This is a genomic window from Acidiphilium iwatense (genome assembly GCF_021556475.1).
Taxonomy (GTDB): Bacteria; Pseudomonadota; Alphaproteobacteria; order Acetobacterales; family Acetobacteraceae; genus Acidiphilium; species Acidiphilium iwatense.
The window spans coordinates 83683-105206 of the sequence record NZ_JAKGBZ010000010.1 but is presented as its reverse complement, the minus strand read 5'-3'; the positions used below and the strand labels follow the sequence as shown (position 1 = coordinate 105206).

The window sequence follows — 21524 nt, the reverse complement described above, 5'->3', positions numbered from 1 at the left end:
CTTCGAAAGCCAACTCATGAATTATCGCGAATATCAGCAGATCGACCGCCGCAAATCCCGCCAGATCAGCGTCGGTGCGGTGAAAGTCGGCGGCGACGCGCCGGTGACGGTGCAGACCATGACCAACACGCCGACCGATGATGTGGCGGCGACGGTGGCACAGATCCATCGCGCCGAACGCGCCGGGGTCGATATCGTGCGGGTCTCCTGCCCGGACGAGGCGAGCACCGCGGCGCTGGCCGACATCGTGCGGCAGGTGAACGTGCCGGTGGTGGCCGACATTCATTTTCACTACAAGCGCGCGATCGAGGCAGCGAAGGCCGGTGCCGCCTGCCTGCGCATCAACCCCGGCAATATCGGCAGCGCCGAACGGGTGCGCGAGGTGATCAAGGCCGCGCGCGACCATGGCTGTTCGATGCGCATCGGCGTCAATGCCGGGTCGCTGGAGCGGCATCTGCTGGAAAAATACGGCGAGCCGAACCCCGACGCGCTGGTCGAATCCGCCCTCGAACACGCGAAGATTCTGCAGGATCACGATTTTCACGAGTTCAAGATCAGCGTGAAGGCCTCGGATGTGTTTCTCGCGGTCGCGGCATATCAGCAGCTTGCCGAGGTGTGCGACCATCCGCTGCATATCGGCATCACCGAGGCGGGCGGGCGGCGCACCGGGACGGTGAAATCCTCGATCGGGCTGGGCTCGCTGCTGTGGGCCGGGATTGGCGACACCATGCGGGTCTCGCTCTCGGCGGAGCCCGAGGAAGAGGTGATGGTCGGCTGGGATATCCTGAAATCCCTCGGCATCCGCCATCGCGGCGTGCGGATCATTTCCTGCCCGTCCTGCGCGCGCCAGGGGTTCAACGTGATCGACACGGTCGCCAAGCTGGAAGACCGGCTCGCCCATATCGAAACGCCGATCACCCTCTCGATCATCGGCTGCGTGGTGAACGGGCCGGGCGAGGCGCTGATGACCGATCTCGGCGTGACCGGCGGCGGCAACGGGCGGCACATGATCTATGCCGCCGGCAAGACCGACCACACGATCGAAGGCGATGCGATGATCGATCACGTGGTTTCCCTGGTCGAGACGCGCGCGGCGCAGATCCAGGAACAGGCGGCACGGGAAAAGCAAGCGGCGGAATAAGATTGACTTTTTTGCTGAATCACATAATTATGTGATTATTCCGATACGCCCGTAGGCGGGCTTGTCTTCTGCGCCCCGCGCCAAAAGCGCGGGGTTTTTAATGGGTGCGCGTCATGAAAAAAGTAGCGATCCTAATGGATGGCGGATATACGCGCGTGATCGTGCGCAAAGCCGGCAAGACGTATAACCCCGACTACATCGAAAGATTGGCTCAAGCTGCCGTAATTAGCCAGGAAATGAATGCTTTCGATGCCGAAGAGGTTTTGCGGGTTTTATATTACGATTGTCCTCCCTTTAACGGGAAAGTGAAGCTTCCCGTTAGCGGCGAATTCAAGGAATTCAAAGATAGTGGCGCATGGCTCGACGATCTCGCGGAACGCAATCTCTTTGCGGTCCGGCGGGGTATTCTGAAGTTTCGCGGATTCGTACCGAAAACCGTACCGGTAGCTCCCGCAACCCTGAAAGATGCCGATTTCAAGCCGGATTTCGAACAAAAAGGTGTGGATATGCGGATCGGTCTCGATATCGCGACGTACGGAGATGCCCGCACGGTTGATCGTTTGATCGTTTTTACTGCCGATACGGATTGTATCCCCGCGTTCAAACGCGCTCGCAAGTGCGGGTTACAGGTTGTTCTGGCCGATCTTCCCGGCGGCAGCGTGATCGGTGAATTACGTCAACACGTTGACTTCGTTCGTTCTGTAACACTGCCTTGATAATTGCTGGTCAACCATGAAAGCCCTGCAACCCGTGCGCGGCACCCGCGACCTGATCGGCGACGATGCACGGCGGCATTTCCGCGTGGTGGATACCGCGCGCCGCGTCACCGCGCTGTACGGTGCATCGGAATGGGCGACGCCGATTTTCGAATCCACTGCTGTCTTCGCCCGTACGCTGGGCGAAACCTCCGATGTCGTGACCAAGGAGATGTATACTTTCGAAGACCGGAGCGGCGAGAGCATTACCCTGCGCCCGGAGGCGACCGCCGGCATCTGCCGCGCGGTGATCTCCAACGGTCTCACCCAGACCCTGCCACAGAAAATCTTCTTTCAGGGTCCGATGTTCCGCTACGAGCGGCCGCAAAAAGGCCGTTACCGCCAGTTCCACCAGATCGATTTCGAGATCATCGGCGCCGCCGAACCGCTGGCCGATGCCGAAGCCATCGCCTGCGGCTGGCAGATTCTGCGCGAGCTCGGCATCGCCGACGGTACCGTTCTCAATATCAACACGCTGGGCGACAAAGCGAGCCGCGACGCCTATCGCACAGCGTTAGTGGATTATTTGTCACGTTATGAGGCTGATCTTTCGGCGGACAGCCGGACCCGGCTTGCCAGAAATCCGCTGCGCATCCTCGATTCCAAGGATTCCGGCGACATCGCCCTGCTCGCTGCCGCACCCGTGATCTATGACCATCTGAACGCCGAATCGGCGGCGTTCTATGACGGCGTGAAGTCCGCCCTCGCGCAGTTCGGCATCCCTTTCGTCGAAAATCCCCGCATCGTGCGGGGATTCGACTATTACAATCACACGGCGTTTGAATTCGTGACCACCGAACTCGGGGCCCAGGGAACCGTGCTCGGCGGCGGCCGTTACGACGGGCTGATGGAACAGATGGGCGGACCGTCGATTCCCGGAATCGGCTGGGGCGCGGGCATCGAACGCCTCGCCATGCTGCTCGCCGATGTGCCTGAAGCAGCCAGCATGATCGCGGTCATCCCGATGGGTGAGGCGCAATATCCGGCAGCCCTCGGCATTCTGAACCGCCTGCGCAATGCCGGCATCGCCGCCGAAATGGCCTATCGCGGCAATGTCAAACGCCGGATGGAGCGGGCAAATCGCATTCATGCCCGTGCCGCCATCATCATCGGCGAAGATGAGCTGGCGCGCGATGCGGTTGCGGTGAAATTTCTCGATGACGGCACGCAGCGCGAGGTCGCGATCGGCGATCTCGCCGCCCTGTTGCGATGAGTCTGGCCGGCAAACTCGACCGGATCGTCGAACGCGCCGCCGAATTGCGCGCGATGCTCGCCTCCGGGCTCAGCGGGGAAGCCTTCGTCGCGGCCTCGCGCGAACTCGCCGAAATCGAAACGCTCGAAGAGAGGGTCATCGCCTTTCGAGAGGCCGAACGTGCCCGTGCGGAAGCGGAGGCGGCACGCGCCGACCCCGAATTGCGAGAACTCGCCGATGCGGAACTCGCCGAATTGCGCGAGCGGCTTCCGGTTCTGGAGCGCGAAATCAGCCTCGCCCTCCTGCCGCGCGATGAAGCCGACGATCGTGCCGCAATTCTGGAAATCCGCCCCGCCGCCGGCGGCGACGAGGCGGCATTGTTCGCCGCCGAGTTGTTCGGCGCCTATCGGCGTTATGCCGATCAGCGCGGCTGGCGCTTCGAGAGTCTCGACTATACCGAAACCGAACTGGGCGGCCTGAAGGAAGGCATCGCCGAGATCAATGGACGCTCGGTTTTCGCGCGGCTGAAATACGAGAGCGGCGTGCACCGGGTGCAACGCGTACCGGCCACCGAGGCGCAAGGCCGAATTCACACCTCGACCATCACCGTCGCGGTGCTGCCCGAAGCCGAAGAGGTCGATGTCGATATCGCCGACTCTGATCTCAGGATCGACGTCTATCGCGCGTCGGGCGCCGGCGGCCAGCACGTGAACAAAACCGAAAGCGCCGTGCGCATCACGCATATTCCGACGGGAATCGTCGTGGCGATGCAGGAAGAACGCAGCCAGCACAAGAACCGCGCGAAGGCGATGAAGATTTTGCGTGCCCGGCTTTACGAGCAATCGCGCGCGCGCAATGCCGCCGACCGGGCGGCCGACCGGAAATCACAGGTCGGCACCGGCGATCGTTCGGAACGGATTCGTACCTATAATTTTCCGCAAGGCCGGGTGACCGACCATCGCATCAATCTCACGCTCTACAAGCTCGACCGGGTGATGCAGGGCGAATTCGACGAGATCATCGATGCGCTGACCGAGGAAGATCAGGCGGCCCGCCTCGCCGCGACGACATGATTCCCCTCGGCGAAGCGATCGCGCGAATCGCGGCGATGCTGGAGGCTGCCGGCATTCCCGGCGCACGGCGCGAGGCGCGGCTGATTCTGGCTCATGCGCTGGGGTGCGACGTCGGCGCGCTCTGGAGCCGCGATGCGGTGCCGGATGGTGCGGGTTTGGCGTTCGCGGCGCGGCGGGCGGCCCGCGAACCACTGGCCTATATCACCGGGCATCGCGAGTTCTGGAGCCTCGATCTCGCGGTTTCGCCCGCAACCCTGATTCCACGCCCGGATACCGAAACCCTGATCGAGGCAGCGCTGCGCCATTGCCCCGACCGGGTGCGGGTGCGCCGGATTCTTGATCTCGGCACCGGCACCGGCGCGCTTCTGCTCGCCGCTCTCGTCGAATTTCCCGGCGCCTTCGGAATCGGCGTCGATCGCGTGCCGGCCGCCACCTCGCTCGCGCGCGATAATGCCGCCCGTCTCGGCCTTGCCGATCGGACCGCGTTCTTCGCCGGCGACTGGGGCGACGCGCTCGCTGGACAGTTCGATCTCATCCTGGCGAACCCGCCTTATATTCGCAGCAATGACATCGCCTCGCTGATGCCCGAAGTGACCAGGCATGAGCCGGTATTGGCGCTCGACGGCGGACCGGACGGGCTTGACGCCTATCGGCGGATCATCGCGGCACTACCCGGCCAGATGGCGCCGGGCGGAATCGCGATCGTCGAATCCGGGGCAGGTCAGTATGACGAGATTGCCGCGTTAGCCCGTACCTGCGCGCTTGAAACCGATGGCCACGCAGATCTCGCAGGTGTGCCCCGCGCAATCGTCATGACCAGAACCACATAGAATGACAAAAAAACCATTTGGTGAATCGGCCATTCGGCGCTATTTACCAAAAGCGGGTCAAGGTTATGGATTAAGTCCTCCCGTTTGGATAAATCCTGACAATTCACCTGCACTCCCTTGCAAAACCAAGGGCGGCACATGGGTAGATTCCGCTTAAATGCGCATGCCTTCTTGTGCCATTAGCGACTTGTTCGGGACGATTGGGAGGGTTTACGACCCGCCGCGTTCCTGGCCGCACTTTAACAGGATGACCGATTTCGATGAATATCAAACGTATGCGCGGGCGCAACAACCGGGGCGGTGGCGGTAATTTCCGCAACTTCCAGAGTGGCGCGCCACTCAATCGCAATCACGTATTCGACAGCAATGGACCGGAGCAGCGCGTGCGCGGCACGGCGCAGCAACTGTTCGACAAATACCAGCAAATGGGCCGCGATGCTTCGAGTGGTGGCGACCGGGTGCTGGCGGAAAGCTATTTCCAGTATGCCGAGCACTATTTCCGCATCATCACCGCGATGAATCAGGCTCAAGGTGTTCATGGCGGCCAGCACGGCGGCCACGCACAGGGGCAGAACGGCCACATCAATGGACGCCGCGAAACGGCCGAAGACCAGAACGACGGCGATTTTCCTGCCGCCGCGGCCGGAATCGGCGATCAACCGCCGATCGAGCCCAGGGAAATTCCGATCAGCGCGGTGCCGCCGGAAGCGTAACCATTACTCGCGCGCAAGCAGCCTGTCGTTGACGAAGCGCGCGAACGACCACGACGAAAACCGCGCGCGCAGGGCCTGTTCGTCGTAATCCTGGGCGACCCAGTCGAGAAACGCCTTGCGACCCTCGCCGTCTTTTTCGTAGGCGTCAAGAAACGCATCAAGAATGCCGGTGTTCGACTGCCTGATATGGCCGAACCGCAGGCTGAGTTGGCGCCGCGCCTCGGCGACGGTTCCGCCTTCGACCAGGATGAACAGCGCGGCGGCGATGCCGGCGCGATCGGCCCCGGATTTGCAGTGAATCAGTGCCGGGCGGTTCATGGTGCGATAGATTTCGGCGAGCCGGAGAATACGGTCGCGCTGCGGGGCGCCGCGCGAGTCCAGCGCCATGTCGAAGAAATCGAGCCCGAGCCGGGATGCCGCGTCGCGCGACAGCGCATCGGACCCGTTGCGACATTGACCGCGCAGGTTGATGACCGTGCGCAGCCCCGCCTTGCGGGTGAACCGCGCGAGTTGGAACGGCACCGGATGGTTCGAGCGATACAAAGCCCCCGGTGCGACCGTGGCGAAATTGGTCCAGCCGAGACGCAGCACCGCATGATCGACGAACAGCGCGTCGAGCCACGCGTTGCGGCGCCCGGCCTGGGTCGAAAGATCGCCGCGATAGATCGTGTCCATGGCGGCTCACTAGCAGAACCGCGTCCGCCAATCGAGCGGCTGGAAACCGCGCGTGCGTCGGGCTAGAGCAGGCCGATGATCCGCAATGCGCTGACCGTTGGCGCCTGGACGATGGGGAGCCGGGTTCTCGGCTTCCTGCGCGACATATTGATCGCGGCGATGCTCGGCGCCGGTCCGGCGGCGGATGCGTTTTTCGTCGCCCTTCGCCTGCCCAACCTGTTTCGCCGCCTGTTCGGCGAGGGGGCGTTCAGCGCGGCGTTCATTCCAGCCTATGCCGGCACGCTCGCGCATGAAGGCGACGTCCCGGCGCGGCGCCTTGCCGAGGAGATCGCCTCGATCATGGTGATCGGGCTGTTCGCGCTGATGCTGCTCGGCATGGTGTTCATGCCGGTCCTGCTCGATGCGCTGGCGCCGGGATTTCGTGCGGAACCCGCGAAATTCGCGCTGGCGGTGCGGCTGTCGCGCATCACCTTTCCCTATCTCTGGCTGATCTGCCTGTGCGCCTTGTTCGCCGGGGTGCTGAACGCGCGCGGTCGATTCACGACGGCCTCAGCCGCGCCGATTCTGTTCAATATCTGTATCATCGGGGCATTGTTCGTTCTGCACCGCGCGGGCCAGCGCGTGCCGGAGGCGTTGGCCTATGGCGTCGCGCTTTCGGGGATCGTGCAATTCGCTCTGCTCGGCCGGGCGATGGCGCGCGCCGGCGTGCCGCTGCGGCTGCACCGCCCGCGCCTGACGCCGGGGGCGCGGATCGTGCTGCGCCGGCTCGGCCCCGGACTGATCGGCGCCGGGGTGACGCAGATCAATCTGACGGTCGATACCATCATCGCCTCGCTGCTGCCGAACGGCACGGTTTCGGTTCTGTACTATGCCGACCGGGTGAACCAGCTGCCGCTCGGCGTGATCGGCGCGGCACTGGCGACGGCGCTTCTGCCCAGCCTGTCGCGGCAGTTCCGGCGCGGCGAGACCGAGGCCGCGCGTGGCACGCTCAACCGCGCGATCGAGTTCGGGCTGCTGCTCACCCTGCCGGGTGCGGCGGCACTCGGCGCGATCGGCCTGCCGATCATGCGGACCCTGTTCGCCCATGGCGCTTTTTCCGGCGCCGATGCGGCACGCAGTGCGGCGGCATTGGCAGCCTATGCCGCCGGTCTGCCGGCTTTCGTGCTGGTGAAGCTGTTCACGCCGGGGTTTTTCGCGCGGGGCGATACGAAAACGCCGGTGAAAATCGGCATCGGCGCGGTCGCGATCAATCTCGGGTTCAATCTCGCCCTGATGCATCCGCTCCAGCAGGTGGGCATTGCGCTGTCCACCAGCATCGCCGCCTGGTTCAATGTGGGGATGCTGGCGTTTCTGCTGGCGAAACGCGGCGATTTCATCGCCGATGCGCGATTGACCGGCCGGATCGCGCGAATCGCGATCGCATGCGCCGTGATGGCCGCCGGGCTTTTGCTGTTGCGCGGGGCGGGTGTCATGGGATGGCCCGCGCCGCTCGGCCTGGTTCTGCTGGTTGCCGGCGGAACCGCGATCTTCGCGCTGGTCGGGCTGGCGATCGGGGCATTTCGGGTGGACGAACTGCGCATCCTGCTGCGCCGCCCGCCCCCGCTTGACCCGGCCGCGCAAGCCGGCTGATAGAGGACCATGGCACGCATTTTTTCGGGCATCCAGCCTACCGGCATCGCGCATCTCGGCAATTATCTCGGCGCCATTCAGAACTGGGCGGCGTTGCAGGAGGGCAACGAGAGCATCTATTGCCTGGTCGATCTTCATGCGATCACGGTCTGGCAGGAGCCGGACGCCTTGCGCGCGCAGACCCGCACTAACGCAGCCCTTCTCATTGCTTGCGGCATCGACCCGGTTCACAGTATTTTGTTTCATCAATCGGCGGTTCACGCTCATGCGCGGCTCGCCTGGATTTTCAATTGCGTCGCCCGGTTCGGCTGGCTCGGCCGGATGACCCAGTTCAAGGACAAGGCGGGCAAGGATCGGGAAAACGTCTCGACCGGGCTGTTCGTCTACCCGAACCTGATGGCCGCCGATATTCTGACCTATCACGCGACCGAAGTGCCGGTGGGCGAGGATCAGAGCCAGCATCTGGAACTTGCCAACGATATCGCGCAGAAATTCAATCACGATTACGGCATCGCGTTCTTTCCGACGATCACACCGCGTATCATCGGCACGACCGCGCGGATCATGAGTTTGCGGGACGGGACGAAGAAGATGTCGAAATCCGATGCGTCCGATCAGAGCCGGATCAACCTGACCGACGACGCCGATACGATCGCGCAGAAGATCCGCCGCGCCAAGACCGATCCCGAGCCCTTGCCGGAGTCCGCCGAGAATCTGGACGGCCGGCCGGAGGCGCGCAATCTGGTCGGCATCTACGCGGCTTTGGCTGACGCTCGTGTGGCCGACGTGCTGCGCGACCATGGCGGCCAGGGTTTCGGCACGTTCAAGGAGAGGTTGACCGAGCTGATCGTCGCAAAGATCACGCCGATCGGCGCGGAGGCCGCACGGCTCGCCGCCGACCCTGGCACGATCGAGCGAATCCTGCAGGATGGTGCCGCGCGGGCGGCGGCGATCGCGGAGCCGATCGTTCGCGAGGCGGAGCGCATCGTCGGGCTGCTGCCGGCGCGATGAGGCGAATCCTCGCGATATTTCTACTCCTCGGCGCGAGCCTCGCCACGGCGCGCGCCGCCACCAACACCCCGGAATACGGCGGAACGCTGCGCCTCGTAACCACAGCGGCTTCGGGGTCGTTCGATCCGCAGATCAACTACACGCTGCGTTATGCGGAAATCTACCAGGCAATGTATGACGGGCTGGTCACCTTCGCGAAGGTGGGCGGTCCCGGTTCGATCGAGGTCGTGCCCGATCTTGCGACCAACCTGCCGAAACCGACCGATCATGGCACGACCTACGTGTTTCATCTGCGCCATGGCATTGAATTTTCCAACGGCGCGCCGGTGACCGTGCAGGCGGTCGTGCATTCGTTCCGCCGGCTGTTCAAGGTGAACAGTCCGAATGCCGGCACCTGGTATGACGTGATCGTCGGCGGGCGGCGCTGCCTTGCCCATCCCGGCCATTGCACCCTGCCCGGCCTGATCGCCGATCCCGCGACGAACACCGTGACATTTCATTTGCGCCACCCCGATGCCGAGTTTCTTGACCAGCTCGCGGTTCCCTTCGGCTCGATTCTGCCGGCCGACACGCCGGATCGCGACATGGGAACGATGCCGATTCCGGGAACCGGCGCCTATATGGTGAAAAGCTACGATCCGTCTAACGGAATCGTGATGGTGCGCAATCCTCATTTTCATCAATGGAGCGCGATCGCCCAGCCGAAGGGATTTCCGAACCGCATTCTCTACCGGTTCGGGCTGTCCGCCGAGGCGCAGGTGACCGCGGTGGAAAACGGCCAATATGACTGGATGTATGAAAACGCCCCGGCCGACCGGCTGAACCAGATGGCGACCCACTACACCAAGCAGATCCATATCACGCCGGTGAACTGGTTTTTCTATGCGCCGATGAACGTGAACATTCCGCCGTTCAACAACAAATATGCGCGGCTCGCGGTGAATTACGCAGTGAACCGGGAATCGGCTGTGAAACTGTCCGGCGGCAATGCGCTCGCGACCCCGTCCTGCCAGATCCTGCCGCCGCAGATGCCGGGCTATGTCCCCTATTGTCCGTTCACCCGCAATCCTGGGGCGGACTGGTCGGCCCCCGATTGGAAGCGCGCCCGCCATTACATGCAGAAATCCGGCATGATCGGCCAGAAGGTAACGGTGGTGACCCAGATTCAATCGCCGTACCGGCAACTCGGCGTCTATCTTCAGGGCGTGCTGAACAGGCTGGGCTTCAAGGCGAGCGTCAAGCCGATCTCGCCCGATCTCCAGTTCACCTATATCCAGAATTCCAATAACAACGTGCAGATTTCGATAACCGACTGGGCGCAGGATTATCCCGCGCCATCGGATTTTCTGAACGTGCTGTTTTCCTGTAAATCGTTCAAGAAAGGTTCGGACAATTCGATCAACATCTCGGGTTTCTGCGACCCCGCGATCGATGCGGAGATGGCGCACGCAGAGCTCATTTCGCTGAAACATCCCCGTGCGGGCGACGCGATCTGGGCGCATGTCGATCGCCAGATCACCAGGCGCGCGGTGGTCGCCAGCCTGCTTTCGGTGAACCGGCTCGATTTCGTCTCGGCGCGGCTCAGGCATTTCCGGTTCAGCGGCGAGTATTTCTTTTTGCCCCAGCTCGCGGTGATCAAATGAGCCAGGCAACCGAATTACGGATCGACGATATCGCCCCGCCCGCGCCGGGTTACTGGGCGACGGCGATGCGCAAATTGCGGCGCGACGGTGCCGCGATGACAGCGCTCACGACGCTGATCGTGATCATTCTGCTCTGCGCAGCGGCTCCCCTCTATGCGCGCGATATCGCCCATACCAATCCGTTCGAATCGAATCTTTCCGGCACCGTTTTGCGGCACGGCAAAATGGTCGAGGTTCTGGGGGCGGCGCATAATCCGTTACGGCTCGGCGTCGAGCCGATCGGCCCGAGCTGGAAACTCGGCCCGTATATGCTCGGTGCGGACGGACAGGGACGCGACGTGGCCGCGCGCATGCTCTATGGCGGGCGAAATTCGCTGCTGGTTTCCTTCGCCGCCGCCGTGATCTGCCTTGTGCTCGCGGCGCTTACCGGCATTCTCGCCGGTTTTTTCGGCGGCTGGACTGACCGGGCGATTTCCTGGCTGCTCGACGCGCTCTGGGCGTTTCCGGTATTCCTGCTGGCGATTTCGCTGTCGGTCGTGCTGATCGCGCACGGCATCGATATCGGCCCGATCCGGCTCGATGCGTCCAGCCTTGCCTTGCCGATCACCATTATCGGGGTGATCTACGTGCCCTATGTCGCGCGGCCGGTGCGCGGCCTCGTGCTCGGGCTGCGGCAGAGCGAATACGTGCTTGCCGCGATCGGGATCGGCGCGCCGTCATGGCGCATTTTGTGGTTCGACATCCTGCCCAATGTCATTTCATCGCTGGTCGTGTTCGCACCGCTGATCGTGGCACTCGACATGCTGACCGAGGCGGCACTGTCGTTTCTGTCGATCGGGGTGCAGCCGCCGGCCGCGAGCTGGGGCACCATCATCCATAACGGCGAAAGCCTGATCTACACCCGCCCGATCGTCGCCATCGCACCGGGGCTGGCCATCGTCATCACCGTGCTCGCGCTGAATATTCTCGGCGACGGATTGCGCGATGCGCTCGATCCGCGCGCGAAGCTGAGAAACTGACCGATGGCGGGCACGGTTCTTCGCCGGCTGGCGCACATGATCGCGGTGCTGTTCGGCATTTCGGTTCTGGTGTTCCTGATTTTCTTCGCGACCCCCGGCGCCAATCCGGCCGCGCGCATCGCTGGCAAGGATGCGTCGCCGCAGACCATCGCACGGGTCGAAAAACAGTTTGGCCTGAACCGGCCTTTGCCCGTGCAATACGCACTGATGATGAAGAAGCTGTTCGTGACGCGGAACCTCACCTCGTTCGTCAATCTCGGCGAGAAAGTGGTGCCGCAGGTGTTCAAGGCGGCGCCGGTAACCTTGTCGCTGGTGAGCGGAGCGGCGGTGATCTGGATCGGCTTCGCGATTTTGATCGGCGCCCTCGCCGCCGCCTTTCGCGGCGGCTGGATCGACCGGCTGCTGATGGTGCTGTCGCTCATCGGCATCTCGATGCCGGTGTTCTGGGTCGGGACCATGGCGAACCTGATCACTCAGGGCGCATATCATCACACCTGGCTGTTTTCCTGGGTGCCGCCGCTTGGCTATATCCCGTTCTCGCGATCGCCGCTCGGCTGGTTCAAGGCTCTGGTGATTCCCTGGATCACCCTGGCGATTCTGTATATCGGGCTCTATGCGCGGGTGCTCCGCGCCGCCCTGATCGAGACGATGCAGGAGGATTTCATCCGCACCGCGCGCGCCAAGGGATTGTCCGAACGGCAGGTGCTGCTGCGCCACGCGCTGCGCTGCTCGCTGGTCAGCGTGGTGACGCTGTTCGGCCTCGATTTCGGAGTTCTGGTCGGCGGCGGCGCGCTACTGACCGAAGTGGTGTTCGGCCTGCAGGGCGTGGGTTATCTCACCTATCAGGCGCTGGAGACGCTGGATTTGCCGATGATCATGGCGACGGTGATCTACGCATCGGTCTTCGTGGTCGTCTCGAACGCGGCGGTGGATATCGTCTATGCCGCGTTCGATCCGCGCATGAGGGTGCGGCGATGAGCGCTGTTGGTCTGCTGTCGGTGCGCGATCTCGCGGTGGCGTTCCGCACCCGCGACGGGGTGGCGCGCGCGGTCGATGGCGTGTCGTTCGATGTCGCGGAACGGGAAATCCTCGGCATCGTCGGCGAGTCGGGTTCGGGCAAGAGCCTGACGGTTCTCGCGATTCTCGATCTGATCGGCGACCCCAACGCCATCGTCAGCGGCTCGATCCGCTTCAGGGGCGCGGAACTGGTTGGCCAAAGCCCCGATGTGCTGCGGCGGCTGCGAGGCGGCGCGATCGCGATGATCTTTCAGGACCCGATGACGGCGCTGACGCCGGTTCACACCATCGGCGCGCAGATCATGGAGCAGATCCGCATCCATACCGGGCTGTCGCGCCATGGAGCGCGGGCGCGCGCGGTGGAACTGCTCGACGCGGTCGGCCTGCCCGATCCGGCGCGCGCGGCGGGGCGTTATCCGCAGGAATTGTCCGGCGGGCAGCGCCAGCGCGCGGTGATCGCCATGGCGCTGTCGTGCAATCCGGCGCTGCTGCTCGCCGACGAGCCGACCACCGCGCTCGATGTGACGGTGCAGGCGCAGATTCTCGATCTGATCCGCAGGTTGCGGGACGATTTCGGTTCGGCGGTGATACTCATCACCCATAATCTCGGCGTCGTCGCCGAGACCGCGGACCGGGTCGCGGTGATGTATTCCGGGCGGATCATCGAGACGGCTTCGACCGCGGCGTTGTTCGCCGATCCGCGCCATCCCTATACCTGGGGGCTGCTTGGGTCGATGCCGGAACTCGGCGGCGCGCGCCGCGCGCGGCTGGCGACGATCCCCGGCCTGCCGCCAGCACTGGACCGGCGACCAAAGGGCTGCGCCTTCGCGCCGCGTTGCGGCTTCGCGCGCGCCGAATGCGCGGTGCGTCCGCCGCTGATCGGCGAGGCCGGGCACCGCGCCGCCTGCATCATTCCCGCCGCCGAGCGCGCCGGTGCGCGTGACCAGGCGCTTGCGGCATGAACACTCCCCTGCTGTGCGTCGAAGGATTGTCCAAACATTATGTCAGCGGCGGCGCGCTGTCGCGGCGCGGCAGAACCGTGGTGCGCGCGGTGGACGATGTGTCGTTCACCATCGCACCGGGAGAGACGCTTGGTCTGGTCGGCGAATCCGGCTGCGGCAAATCGACGCTCGGGCGCTGCGTGACGCGGCTGCTTGAAGCGAGCGGCGGAAAAATCGAATTTGACGGGCGCGATATCACGCGGCAGAGCGGCAGAGCCCTGCGCGAAACCCGCGCCGGATTGCAGATGATTTTCCAGGACCCTTATGCGTCGCTCAATCCGCGCCGGCGAGTGCGCGATATCGTCGCCGAACCGCTGATCGTGCATGGCCGGGGCAGAAGCGGCGAAATCCGCGATATGGTCGCCTCGCTGTTCGCCGATGTCGGGCTGCGGCCCGAACAGCTCGATCGGTTTCCGCATGAATTTTCCGGCGGCCAGCGCCAGCGGGTCGGCATCGCCCGCGCTTTGGCGCTGGCTCCGAAGCTGATCGTCGCCGACGAGCCGGTTTCCGCACTCGACGTTTCGGTGCAGGCGCAGATCGTCAATCTGCTCGCCGATCTGAAGCGCGCGCGCGGCCTCGCGTTCCTGTTCATCGCGCACGATCTCGGCGTGGTGCGGCAGATCGCCGATCGGGTCGCGGTGATGTATCTCGGCGCGATCGTCGAACTCGGTCCGGCCGAGGCGGTACTTGCCTCGCCCGCGCATCCTTATACCCAGGCGCTGATTTCCGCGGTTCCGGTCGCCGATCCGGCGCGGGCGCGCGAGAAGCGGCGGATCGTTCTGGCCGGCGACCCGCCGAGTCCGTCCAACCCGCCATCGGGCTGCCCGTTTCATCCTCGGTGCGGATTCGCGACCGAAATCTGCACGACGACCAAGCCGCCGTTAGCGCCGCTCCCTGACGGCAGGCTGACCGCCTGCCATCATCCGCGGATTTAGCCCCTTTCAATGACCCGCGTTGGCGCCCGAGAAATCGGGTGCAAGGCCGGAGGCGGCGAGTTGCGAGGCGAGCGTCGCCTTCAGCCGCGTGAGGCCGGCATCGGACGAGGCTTCGGCGCGGGCGACCAGTACCGCCTGGGTATTCGAGGCGCGCAGCAGCCACCAGCCATCCTCGGTCGAGACGCGCACGCCGTCGGTTTCCGAGACTTTGGCGCCGTCGGCGCGCAGCCGCTCGGCGACCTCCGACACCACCGCGAATTTGCGGTCTTCCGGGCAATCGAAGCGAAGCTCCGGCGTGTTGATCACCTGCGGCAGGCTCTTGCGGAAGGCGGACACCGTCTTGCCGCTGCCGATCACCGCGTTCAGCACCCGGATGGCGGCATAGAGCGCGTCGTCGAACCCGTACCAGCGATCGGCGAAGAAGATATGGCCGGACATCTCACCGGCGAGCGGCGCGCCGGTTTCGGCCATTTTCGACTTGATGAGCGAGTGCCCGGTCTTCCACATCAGCGGTTTGCCGCCGGCGGCGGCGATCTGGTCGAACAGCACCTGGCTCGCCTTCACATCGGCGATGATGGTCGCGCCCGGATTGGCCGCAAGCACGTCGCGCGCGAGCAGGATGAGGAACTGGTCGCCGAACAGAATTTCGCCGGTGTCGTCGACGATGCCGATCCGGTCCGCATCGCCGTCGAAGGCGATGCCGATATCCGCCCCCTGCTTGCGCACGGCGGCGACCAGTTGTTCGAGATTCTTGGGAACGGTCGGGTCGGGATGATGCGCGGGAAAGCGCCCGTCGATCTCCCCATTCAGGACGGTATGCTTGCCCGGCAAGGATTTCACCAGCCGGCGCAGAATATCGCCGGCCGCTCCATTGCCGGAATCCCACACCACGTTGAGCATGCGATCGCCGCCATCCCAATCCTGCAACAGCCGGGCGATATAGGCGTCGCTGACATCCTTTTCGGCAACCGAACCCCCGGCTTCGGGCACCACGTCGCCCGAAGCGGCGAGCCGGCCGAGCTCCTGGATCTGCGCGCCGAAAAACGGTTTGCGGCCGAGCATCATCTTGAAGCCGTTATAGCTGGCCGGGTTGTGGCTGCCGGTCACCATCACCGCGCCGTCGGTCGCTTCGGTGGTCGCGGCGAAATAGAGCAGCGGCGTCGGCCCGCAGCCGATATCGGTCACCGCCATGCCGCTGGCCATCAGCCCCTCGATCAGTATTGTGGAAAGCTCCGGTGAGGAGAGCCTGCCGTCGCGCCCGACCGCGACCCGCACGCCGCCGTTGCGCGCGACGATCGAGCCGAAGGTTCGCCCGATCGCGAAGGCATCCGCCTTGTGCAGGCTTTCGCCGACGATGCCGCGAATATCGTATTCGCGCAGCGAGCTTGCGGGGAACGGATGGGCGAAGCGTGTGCCGTCATGCATCGATATATGCCTTCAGAAAGCTGCGGATCGCGGGGCCGAGATCGGGGCGGGCTAGGCCGAAGGCGAGCTGCGCCTCCAGATAGCCGGCCTTGTCGCCGCAATCGAAGCGGCGGCCTTCGAATTTCAGGCCGAAAAATGGCGCGTGGCCGATCATTTTCGCCATCGCGTCGGTGAGTTGCACCTCGTTGCCGGCGCCGCGCTCCATCCGCGCGAGGTGCTGAATCACTTCCGGGCGCAGCACGTAGCGGCCGATGATCGACAGGTTGGAGGGGGCGGCCTCGCGCTTGGGCTTTTCGACCAGGCCGAGCACCTCCACGAGGTTGCCATGAGTTTCGCCCATTTTGAGCACGCCGTAGCGATGAACCTGTTCCATCGGCACTTCCTCGACCGCGACGACATTGCCACCGGTCTCGCGATAGGCGTCGGCCAGTTGTTTCAGGCAGGACGTGTCGCTCAGCACCAGATCGTCGGGCAGCAGAATCGCGAACGGATCGTCGCCGATAAAGGCGCGGGCGCACCAGATCGCGTGGCCGAGGCCGAGCGGCACCTGCTGGCGCACCGTGACGATCGAGCCCGGCTCCATCGCCTCGGAGCGCAGCATGCCGAGTTCCTGGTCCTTGCCGCGTTCGGCGAGGGTGGCTTCCAGTTCGAAAGCGACGTCGAAATGGTCGATCAGCGCGGTCTTGCCTCGGCCGGTGACCATGCAGAACTGCTCGATTCCCGCCGCCCGCGCCTCGTCGATCGCGTATTGGATCAGCGGCTTGTCCACCACCGGCAGCATTTCCTTCGGGATCGCCTTGGTGGCCGGCAGGAACCGCGTGCCGAGGCCGGCGACCGGCAGGACCGCTTTGCGCAAAGGCTTGATCGGCAATGTATCCCCCTGAAAACAGAAACCCCAACCGGCATGAACCGCCGAATGAATGGACGCAATCCTGCCCTTATGGCACCTTCCGATGCGCCATTGGCCGGGTGAGTGCCACGGCGTGGCGCGCCGGACAAGAAGACGTGACAAGGAAATCAACTAGTGTGGTGGTTCTGAAGTTCCTACACACACGCGGCGGCCGCTTTTAGGAACTTCAGAACCATAAACCACACTAGAATCATACACTTGCTAGTGTCCTTTCGATTCGGAAGTTCGTATGGTGCCAGGTATGACGATAACGAACTTCCGAATCGGGACACTAGTGTGGTGGTTCTGAAGTTCCTACACACACGCGGCGGCCGCTTTTAGGAACTTCAGAACCATAAACCACACTAGAATCATACACTTGCTAGTGTCCTTTCGATTCGGAAGTTCGTATGGTGCCAGGTATGACGATAACGAACTTCCGAATCGGGACACTAGCCATGAATGAAATGGTGAAGCTCGATGCAGTTTTCGAGGCCGAGCACGTGTTCGACACCGAATCGTCGCAGAGATTCGCGCGCATGGCGGGCGATCTCAACCCGATGCATCACGACACGGCGCACGCCGCGGCGTCGCGGTTCGGCAGGCTGATCGCGAGCGGCACGGAAACCACGGCGCGGATGATGGGCCTGAACGCAACGCATTTTGCCCAGTTCGGTCCCACGGTCGGGCTGGAATTCAGCTTCCGCTTCCGCCGTGCCGTGCCGATGGAGGCGCGCACCCTGATCCGCTGGACCATTACGGAGATCGAGCCGAAGCCCGACCTCGGCACCATCGTCGCGTGCGCGGGCACGCTGACGCTGCTCGATACCGGCGTGATTGCACTTGAGGGCACCAGCAAGGGCGTTCTCCTCGAAACCGCTTGATTTTAGGGCGAATACTCCGGCACGGGCTTCCCGGTAAGCCACGCCGCGATCATCGCGTTGACCGCCTCCGGCGCCTCCTGCTGCACCCAATGCGACACGTTGGGCAGGTAGCGGAGGGTGAAATTCTCGACCAATGCCTCGGTGCCGATGGTCAGTTCGCGCCCCAGCGCCGAATCGCGCTCGCCCCACAGCATCAGGGTCGGCACCGCGAGGTGCCTGGCTGAAGCAAGATTGCGGAACGGATTGCGGAAATTGGCGCGATACCAGTTGATCATCGCGGTCAGTGCACCGGGGATAAGCGCGTTGCGGCGATAGACATCGAGCACCGCATCCGGGAAACGGGATTTATCCACCGCCATGCCGCGAAACGTGCGGGCGATCCGCGCCGCATTGTCGGCGGCGAGCAGGCGTTCAGGCAGAACCGGCAACTGGAAGAAGAAAATATACCAGGAGCGGCGCAATTGCCGCCAGGTGCGCAGCCCGCGCCCAAACAGGTAGGGGTGCGGCAGATTCATCACGATGAACCGGTCGATCGGGCGCACCGCGTTGAGCACGAAGAACCAGCCCAGCGCGCCGCCCCAGTCATGGCCGATCAGCACGATTTCGCCGTCGATGCCGCGGGCGCGCGCCGCGTCGATCAGGCCGGCGACATCCTTGAGCAGTTCGGAAATCCGGTAGGCGGCGACGCCCTTCGGCCGCGCGCTCTCGCCATAGCCGCGCAGATCGGGCGCCCAGGCGGTGTAGCCGAGCGATGCCAGCATCGGCAGTTGATAGCGCCAGGAAAACCGGCTTTCCGGGAAACCGTGCAGGCAGAGAGCGAGCTTCCGCCCGTCGCCGCACGTATCGACCGCGAATTCGAGACCGTTGGCGGCGACCCGGATCGTTTCGATGCCGGGCGCCACGACCGGATCAGACCTTCTCGACCTGCCCGTATTCGAGTTCGACCGGGGTGGAGCGGCCGAAAATCGAGACCGAGACCTTCACCCTGCCCTTTTCCTCGTCCACATCCTCGACCACGCCGTTGAAGCTGGTGAACGGGCCATCGGCCACGCGCACCTGTTCGCCGATCTCGAACACCACCGCCGGGCGGCGATGCTCGGTGCCTTCCTGGACCTGGCGCATCATGCGCTCGGCCTCGGCGTCGGAAATCGGGGTGGGGCGGATCTTGGTACCAAGGAAACCGGTGACTTTCGGGATGTCGCGGACCAGATGCCAAGCATCGTCGGTCATTTCCATTTTCACCAGCACGTAGCCGGGGAAGAATTTGCGTTCCGCGTTGACCTTCTGCGCGCGGCGGATCTCGACCACCTCCTCGGTGGGCACCATCACCTGCTCGATCTGATCCGACAGCCCTTTCTGCGCGGCGGTTTCGGTGATCTGGGCCGCGATTTTCTTCTCGAACCCCGAATAGACGTGCAGGACATACCAGCGCTTAGCCATTATTCTATCTCAACCCCCGAGGCCGAACAGCACTCGCATACCGAGGCCGATCACCTGATCCACCACCAGAAAAAACACGATCGTCAGCGCGACCATCGCGAGGACGACACCCGTGGTGACCAATGTTTCCTTGCGCGAGGGCCAGGTCGTCTTGGCCGCCTCGCTGCGCACGTCGCTCAGGAATTTCGCCGGATTGAACGCCAATTTCGACATGCTCCATCGATAACTTCACGGTTTCCGCATCACGCGCGCCCGCGCCCGGCGCGACAGGTTTCTGGCAGGGGTGGAGGGTCTCGAACCCCCAGCCTCCGGTTTTGGAGACCGGCGCTCTAGCCAATTGAGCTACACCCCTGCGGAGACAGGTCGCCGACGGCGCGCGCGCGCATCCGCCCGCCTTGCACAACGCGCGGGCTCCGCTGTCAAGTGCGACCGCGAAACCATGGGACCTGCACGGAGCCTTGGAGCGGGTGACGGGAATCGAACCCGCACAACCAGCTTGGAAGGCTGGGACTCTACCGTTGAGCTACACCCGCACCGCCCCCGCGTATAGGCCGCGCGCCTCGCTGGTTCAAGCCGGCGAGACAAATCGGCAATGGGTGACTACATTGACGATATGGTCAGTACGCACGACGTCTATAATCAGGCGGGCGAACCGCCGGACTACAATGCCTATACCGAAGATCGCGCCTTCAGCGAGGCGATTTCGGCGCTCGGCGCCGGTTGGGCGGAGCAGAAATTTGCCGCATGCGGCGCGGTGATCGGCTCGGCGCGACTGCGCGACCTCGCGCGTGACGCCAATCGCTATGTCCCGGAATTGCGGGCGTTCGACCGTTTCGGCAACCGGATCGACGAGGTTGCATACCATCCGGCTTGGCATGAACTGATGGGGCTGATCCGGGGGTCGGAATATCATTCGCTTGGCTGGACGGCACAAAATTCTGGCGCGCAGGTTGCCCGCGCCGGTATCGCTTATCTCTGGGGTCAGGGCGAGCCGGGCGTGTGCTGCCCGGAGGCGATGACCTTCGCTTCCCTCGGTGCCTTGCGCCATGCGCCGGAATTGCTTGGCCGGTTCCGCGCCGGCATTCTGTCATCGGAGTATGATCCGCGCCCGTTGCCGCCGGGCGCAAAATCGGCGCTGAGCGTCGGCATGGCGATGACCGAGAAGCAGGGCGGCTCCGATCTGCGCCAGACCCAGACGACGGCGCGCCGTTCGGGCAACGGGCGCTGGGCGCTGACCGGCCATAAATGGTTTTTCTCGGTGCCGACCAGCGATCTGTTTCTCACTTTGGCGCGCACCGATGCCGGAGTGAGCTGTTTTCTGGCCCAGGGCTGGCGCGACGACGGATCGCGCAACGGTGTGGAAATCCAGCGGCTCAAGGAGAAATGCGGCAACCGCTCGAACGCGTCCTCCGAGGTCGAGTTCCACGATCTCGACGCCGAAATGGTGGGCGAGGATGGGCGCGGCATCGCCACGATCATCGAGATGGCGCATCTGACCCGGCTGGAATGCGCGATCGGCGGGGCATCCCTGATGCGTCACGCAACCAGCCTCGCGATGTTCCACGCAAGCCGCCGCCATGCGTTCCAGAAAGCGCTGATCGACCAGCCGATGATGCGCGCGGTGCTCGCCGACCTGGCGCTGGAGGCGGAGGCGGCTTTGTGGCTCGCGATGCGCGCCGCCGCCGCCGTCGATGCCGCGCCGCATGACGCGGCCGAGGCGGCGCTGGCGCGGGTGATCGTGCCGGTCGCCAAATACTGGAACTGCAAGCGCGCCCCCGCTCTGGTCGCCGAGGCGCTGGAGTGCCATGGCGGCAACGGCTTCATCGAGGATCACCCGATCGCCCGGCTGTATCGCGAGGCGCCGCTGAACGGCGTGTGGGAGGGGGCGGGCAACGTCATCTGCCTCGACGTGCTGCGCGCGCTGACCCGAACCCAGGGTGCGGCCGACGTTTTGATGGTGGAACTGGCCCCGGCGCGCGGGGTGGATACGGCGCTCGACGCGCTGATCTCCGGCATCGGCGACGCGCTGGCGAAACCCCATGCCATCGAGACCGAGGCGCGGCGGATCGTCGAACATGCCGCCCTTGCCTTCGCCGCCGCCCTGCTGCTCCGCCACGCCCCGGCGCCGGTTGCCGAAGCCTTCATCCGCGCGCGAATCGCGCGCCCCGGCCTGGCGTTCGGGGCCTTGCCCGACGGGATCGACCTGGCCGCGATTCTCGATCGATCTGCCGTAATTCCAGTTGGTTAGGAGT

Annotated in this window: 21 protein-coding genes and 2 tRNA genes; 15 read left to right on the top strand and 8 right to left on the bottom strand. The window is 64.1% G+C overall.

Annotated features, from left to right (window positions below):
• Positions 1-16 precede the first annotated feature (16 nt).
• The 6 genes from ispG to L2A60_RS07335 all read left to right on the top strand — a co-directional run bounded on the left by ispG (position 17) and on the right by L2A60_RS07335 (position 5704).
• Positions 17-1141 carry a flavodoxin-dependent (E)-4-hydroxy-3-methylbut-2-enyl-diphosphate synthase gene (gene ispG, locus L2A60_RS07360; RefSeq protein ID WP_235703727.1) on the top strand — a complete coding sequence of 375 codons (1125 nt, stop codon included), beginning with the start codon at positions 17-19 and terminating at the stop codon, positions 1139-1141.
• Between the two features lie 113 nt (positions 1142-1254).
• Positions 1255-1857 (top strand): NYN domain-containing protein, encoded by a 603-nt coding sequence (locus tag L2A60_RS07355; RefSeq protein WP_235703726.1) that lies wholly within the window; start codon positions 1255-1257, stop codon positions 1855-1857.
• 16 nt (positions 1858-1873) lie between these two features.
• Entirely contained in the window at positions 1874-3109 is a 1236-nt protein-coding gene (hisS, locus tag L2A60_RS07350; RefSeq protein WP_235703725.1) for a histidine--tRNA ligase, read from the top strand.
• A complete protein-coding gene (gene prfA / locus L2A60_RS07345; RefSeq protein ID WP_235703724.1) occupies positions 3106-4161 on the top strand; it encodes a peptide chain release factor 1 in 1056 nt (351 codons plus the stop codon). The genes hisS and prfA overlap by 4 nt, the downstream gene beginning before the upstream one ends.
• Entirely contained in the window at positions 4158-4991 is an 834-nt protein-coding gene (gene prmC / locus L2A60_RS07340; RefSeq protein ID WP_235703723.1) for a peptide chain release factor N(5)-glutamine methyltransferase, read from the top strand. The genes prfA and prmC overlap by 4 nt, the downstream gene beginning before the upstream one ends.
• A gap of 260 nt (positions 4992-5251) precedes the next feature.
• Positions 5252-5704 carry a DUF4167 domain-containing protein gene (locus tag L2A60_RS07335; RefSeq protein ID WP_235703722.1) on the top strand — a complete coding sequence of 151 codons (453 nt, stop codon included), beginning with the start codon at positions 5252-5254 and terminating at the stop codon, positions 5702-5704.
• Positions 5705-5707: 3 nt separating this feature from the next.
• On the opposite strand, the gene L2A60_RS07330 is transcribed toward L2A60_RS07335, so the two are convergent.
• Complete coding sequence (locus L2A60_RS07330; protein WP_235703721.1) at positions 5708-6379, bottom strand: tyrosine-protein phosphatase; 672 nt, start codon at positions 6377-6379, stop codon at positions 5708-5710.
• Between the two features lie 75 nt (positions 6380-6454).
• Between L2A60_RS07330 and murJ the strand changes: the two genes are divergently transcribed.
• The 7 genes from murJ to L2A60_RS07295 are packed head-to-tail and all read left to right on the top strand — an operon-like array spanning position 6455 to position 14634.
• Positions 6455-8008, top strand: coding sequence for a murein biosynthesis integral membrane protein MurJ (gene murJ, locus L2A60_RS07325; RefSeq protein WP_235703720.1), 1554 nt, complete (start codon positions 6455-6457; stop codon positions 8006-8008).
• A 9-nt stretch (positions 8009-8017) separates the two neighbouring features.
• A complete protein-coding gene (trpS, locus tag L2A60_RS07320; protein WP_235703719.1) occupies positions 8018-9019 on the top strand; it encodes a tryptophan--tRNA ligase in 1002 nt (333 codons plus the stop codon).
• A complete protein-coding gene (locus L2A60_RS07315) occupies positions 9016-10662 on the top strand; it encodes an ABC transporter substrate-binding protein (protein WP_235703718.1) in 1647 nt (548 codons plus the stop codon). Before trpS ends, L2A60_RS07315 begins: the two co-directional genes overlap by 4 nt.
• On the top strand, positions 10659-11681 hold the full coding sequence (locus tag L2A60_RS07310; protein WP_235703717.1) for an ABC transporter permease: 1023 nt from the start codon (positions 10659-10661) through the stop codon (positions 11679-11681). Before L2A60_RS07315 ends, L2A60_RS07310 begins: the two co-directional genes overlap by 4 nt.
• 3 nt (positions 11682-11684) lie before the next feature.
• Entirely contained in the window at positions 11685-12659 is a 975-nt protein-coding gene (locus L2A60_RS07305) for an ABC transporter permease (RefSeq protein ID WP_235703716.1), read from the top strand.
• Positions 12656-13660 (top strand): ABC transporter ATP-binding protein, encoded by a 1005-nt coding sequence (locus L2A60_RS07300; RefSeq protein ID WP_235703715.1) that lies wholly within the window; start codon positions 12656-12658, stop codon positions 13658-13660. The genes L2A60_RS07305 and L2A60_RS07300 overlap by 4 nt, the downstream gene beginning before the upstream one ends.
• Positions 13657-14634: an ABC transporter ATP-binding protein gene (locus L2A60_RS07295; protein ID WP_235703714.1), complete on the top strand. Its 978-nt coding sequence runs from the start codon at positions 13657-13659 to the stop codon at positions 14632-14634. The genes L2A60_RS07300 and L2A60_RS07295 overlap by 4 nt, the downstream gene beginning before the upstream one ends.
• Positions 14635-14640: 6 nt before the next feature.
• On the opposite strand, the gene pgmG is transcribed toward L2A60_RS07295, so the two are convergent.
• A complete protein-coding gene (gene pgmG, locus L2A60_RS07290) occupies positions 14641-16059 on the bottom strand; it encodes a phosphoglucomutase/phosphomannomutase PgmG (RefSeq protein WP_235703713.1) in 1419 nt (472 codons plus the stop codon).
• A complete protein-coding gene (gene galU, locus L2A60_RS07285; protein WP_235703712.1) occupies positions 16052-16930 on the bottom strand; it encodes a UTP--glucose-1-phosphate uridylyltransferase GalU in 879 nt (292 codons plus the stop codon). The genes pgmG and galU overlap by 8 nt, the downstream gene beginning before the upstream one ends.
• A 476-nt stretch (positions 16931-17406) precedes the next feature.
• On the opposite strand from galU, the gene L2A60_RS07280 reads away from it, so the two are divergent.
• Positions 17407-17832: a MaoC family dehydratase gene (locus L2A60_RS07280; RefSeq protein ID WP_235703711.1), complete on the top strand. Its 426-nt coding sequence runs from the start codon at positions 17407-17409 to the stop codon at positions 17830-17832.
• 2 nt (positions 17833-17834) lie between these two features.
• Here L2A60_RS07280 and L2A60_RS07275 read toward each other — a convergent pair whose 3' ends face one another.
• From L2A60_RS07275 to L2A60_RS07255, 5 genes are all read right to left on the bottom strand, one after another.
• Positions 17835-18734 carry an alpha/beta fold hydrolase gene (locus L2A60_RS07275; RefSeq protein WP_235703710.1) on the bottom strand — a complete coding sequence of 300 codons (900 nt, stop codon included), beginning with the start codon at positions 18732-18734 and terminating at the stop codon, positions 17835-17837.
• A gap of 7 nt (positions 18735-18741) precedes the next feature.
• Positions 18742-19272: a transcription termination/antitermination protein NusG gene (nusG, locus tag L2A60_RS07270; protein ID WP_235703709.1), complete on the bottom strand. Its 531-nt coding sequence runs from the start codon at positions 19270-19272 to the stop codon at positions 18742-18744.
• Between the two features lie 9 nt (positions 19273-19281).
• Positions 19282-19476 (bottom strand): preprotein translocase subunit SecE, encoded by a 195-nt coding sequence (secE, locus tag L2A60_RS07265; RefSeq protein WP_316044757.1) that lies wholly within the window; start codon positions 19474-19476, stop codon positions 19282-19284.
• A 71-nt stretch (positions 19477-19547) separates the two neighbouring features.
• A tRNA-Trp gene (locus L2A60_RS07260) sits at positions 19548-19624 on the bottom strand.
• Positions 19625-19731: 107 nt separating this feature from the next.
• Positions 19732-19805, bottom strand: a tRNA-Gly gene (locus L2A60_RS07255).
• Between the two features lie 59 nt (positions 19806-19864).
• On the opposite strand from L2A60_RS07255, the gene L2A60_RS07250 reads away from it, so the two are divergent.
• Positions 19865-21520, top strand: a complete 1656-nt coding sequence (locus tag L2A60_RS07250) for an acyl-CoA dehydrogenase family protein (RefSeq protein ID WP_235703707.1) — start codon at positions 19865-19867, stop codon at positions 21518-21520.
• The last annotated feature ends 4 nt before the right edge of the window (positions 21521-21524 follow it).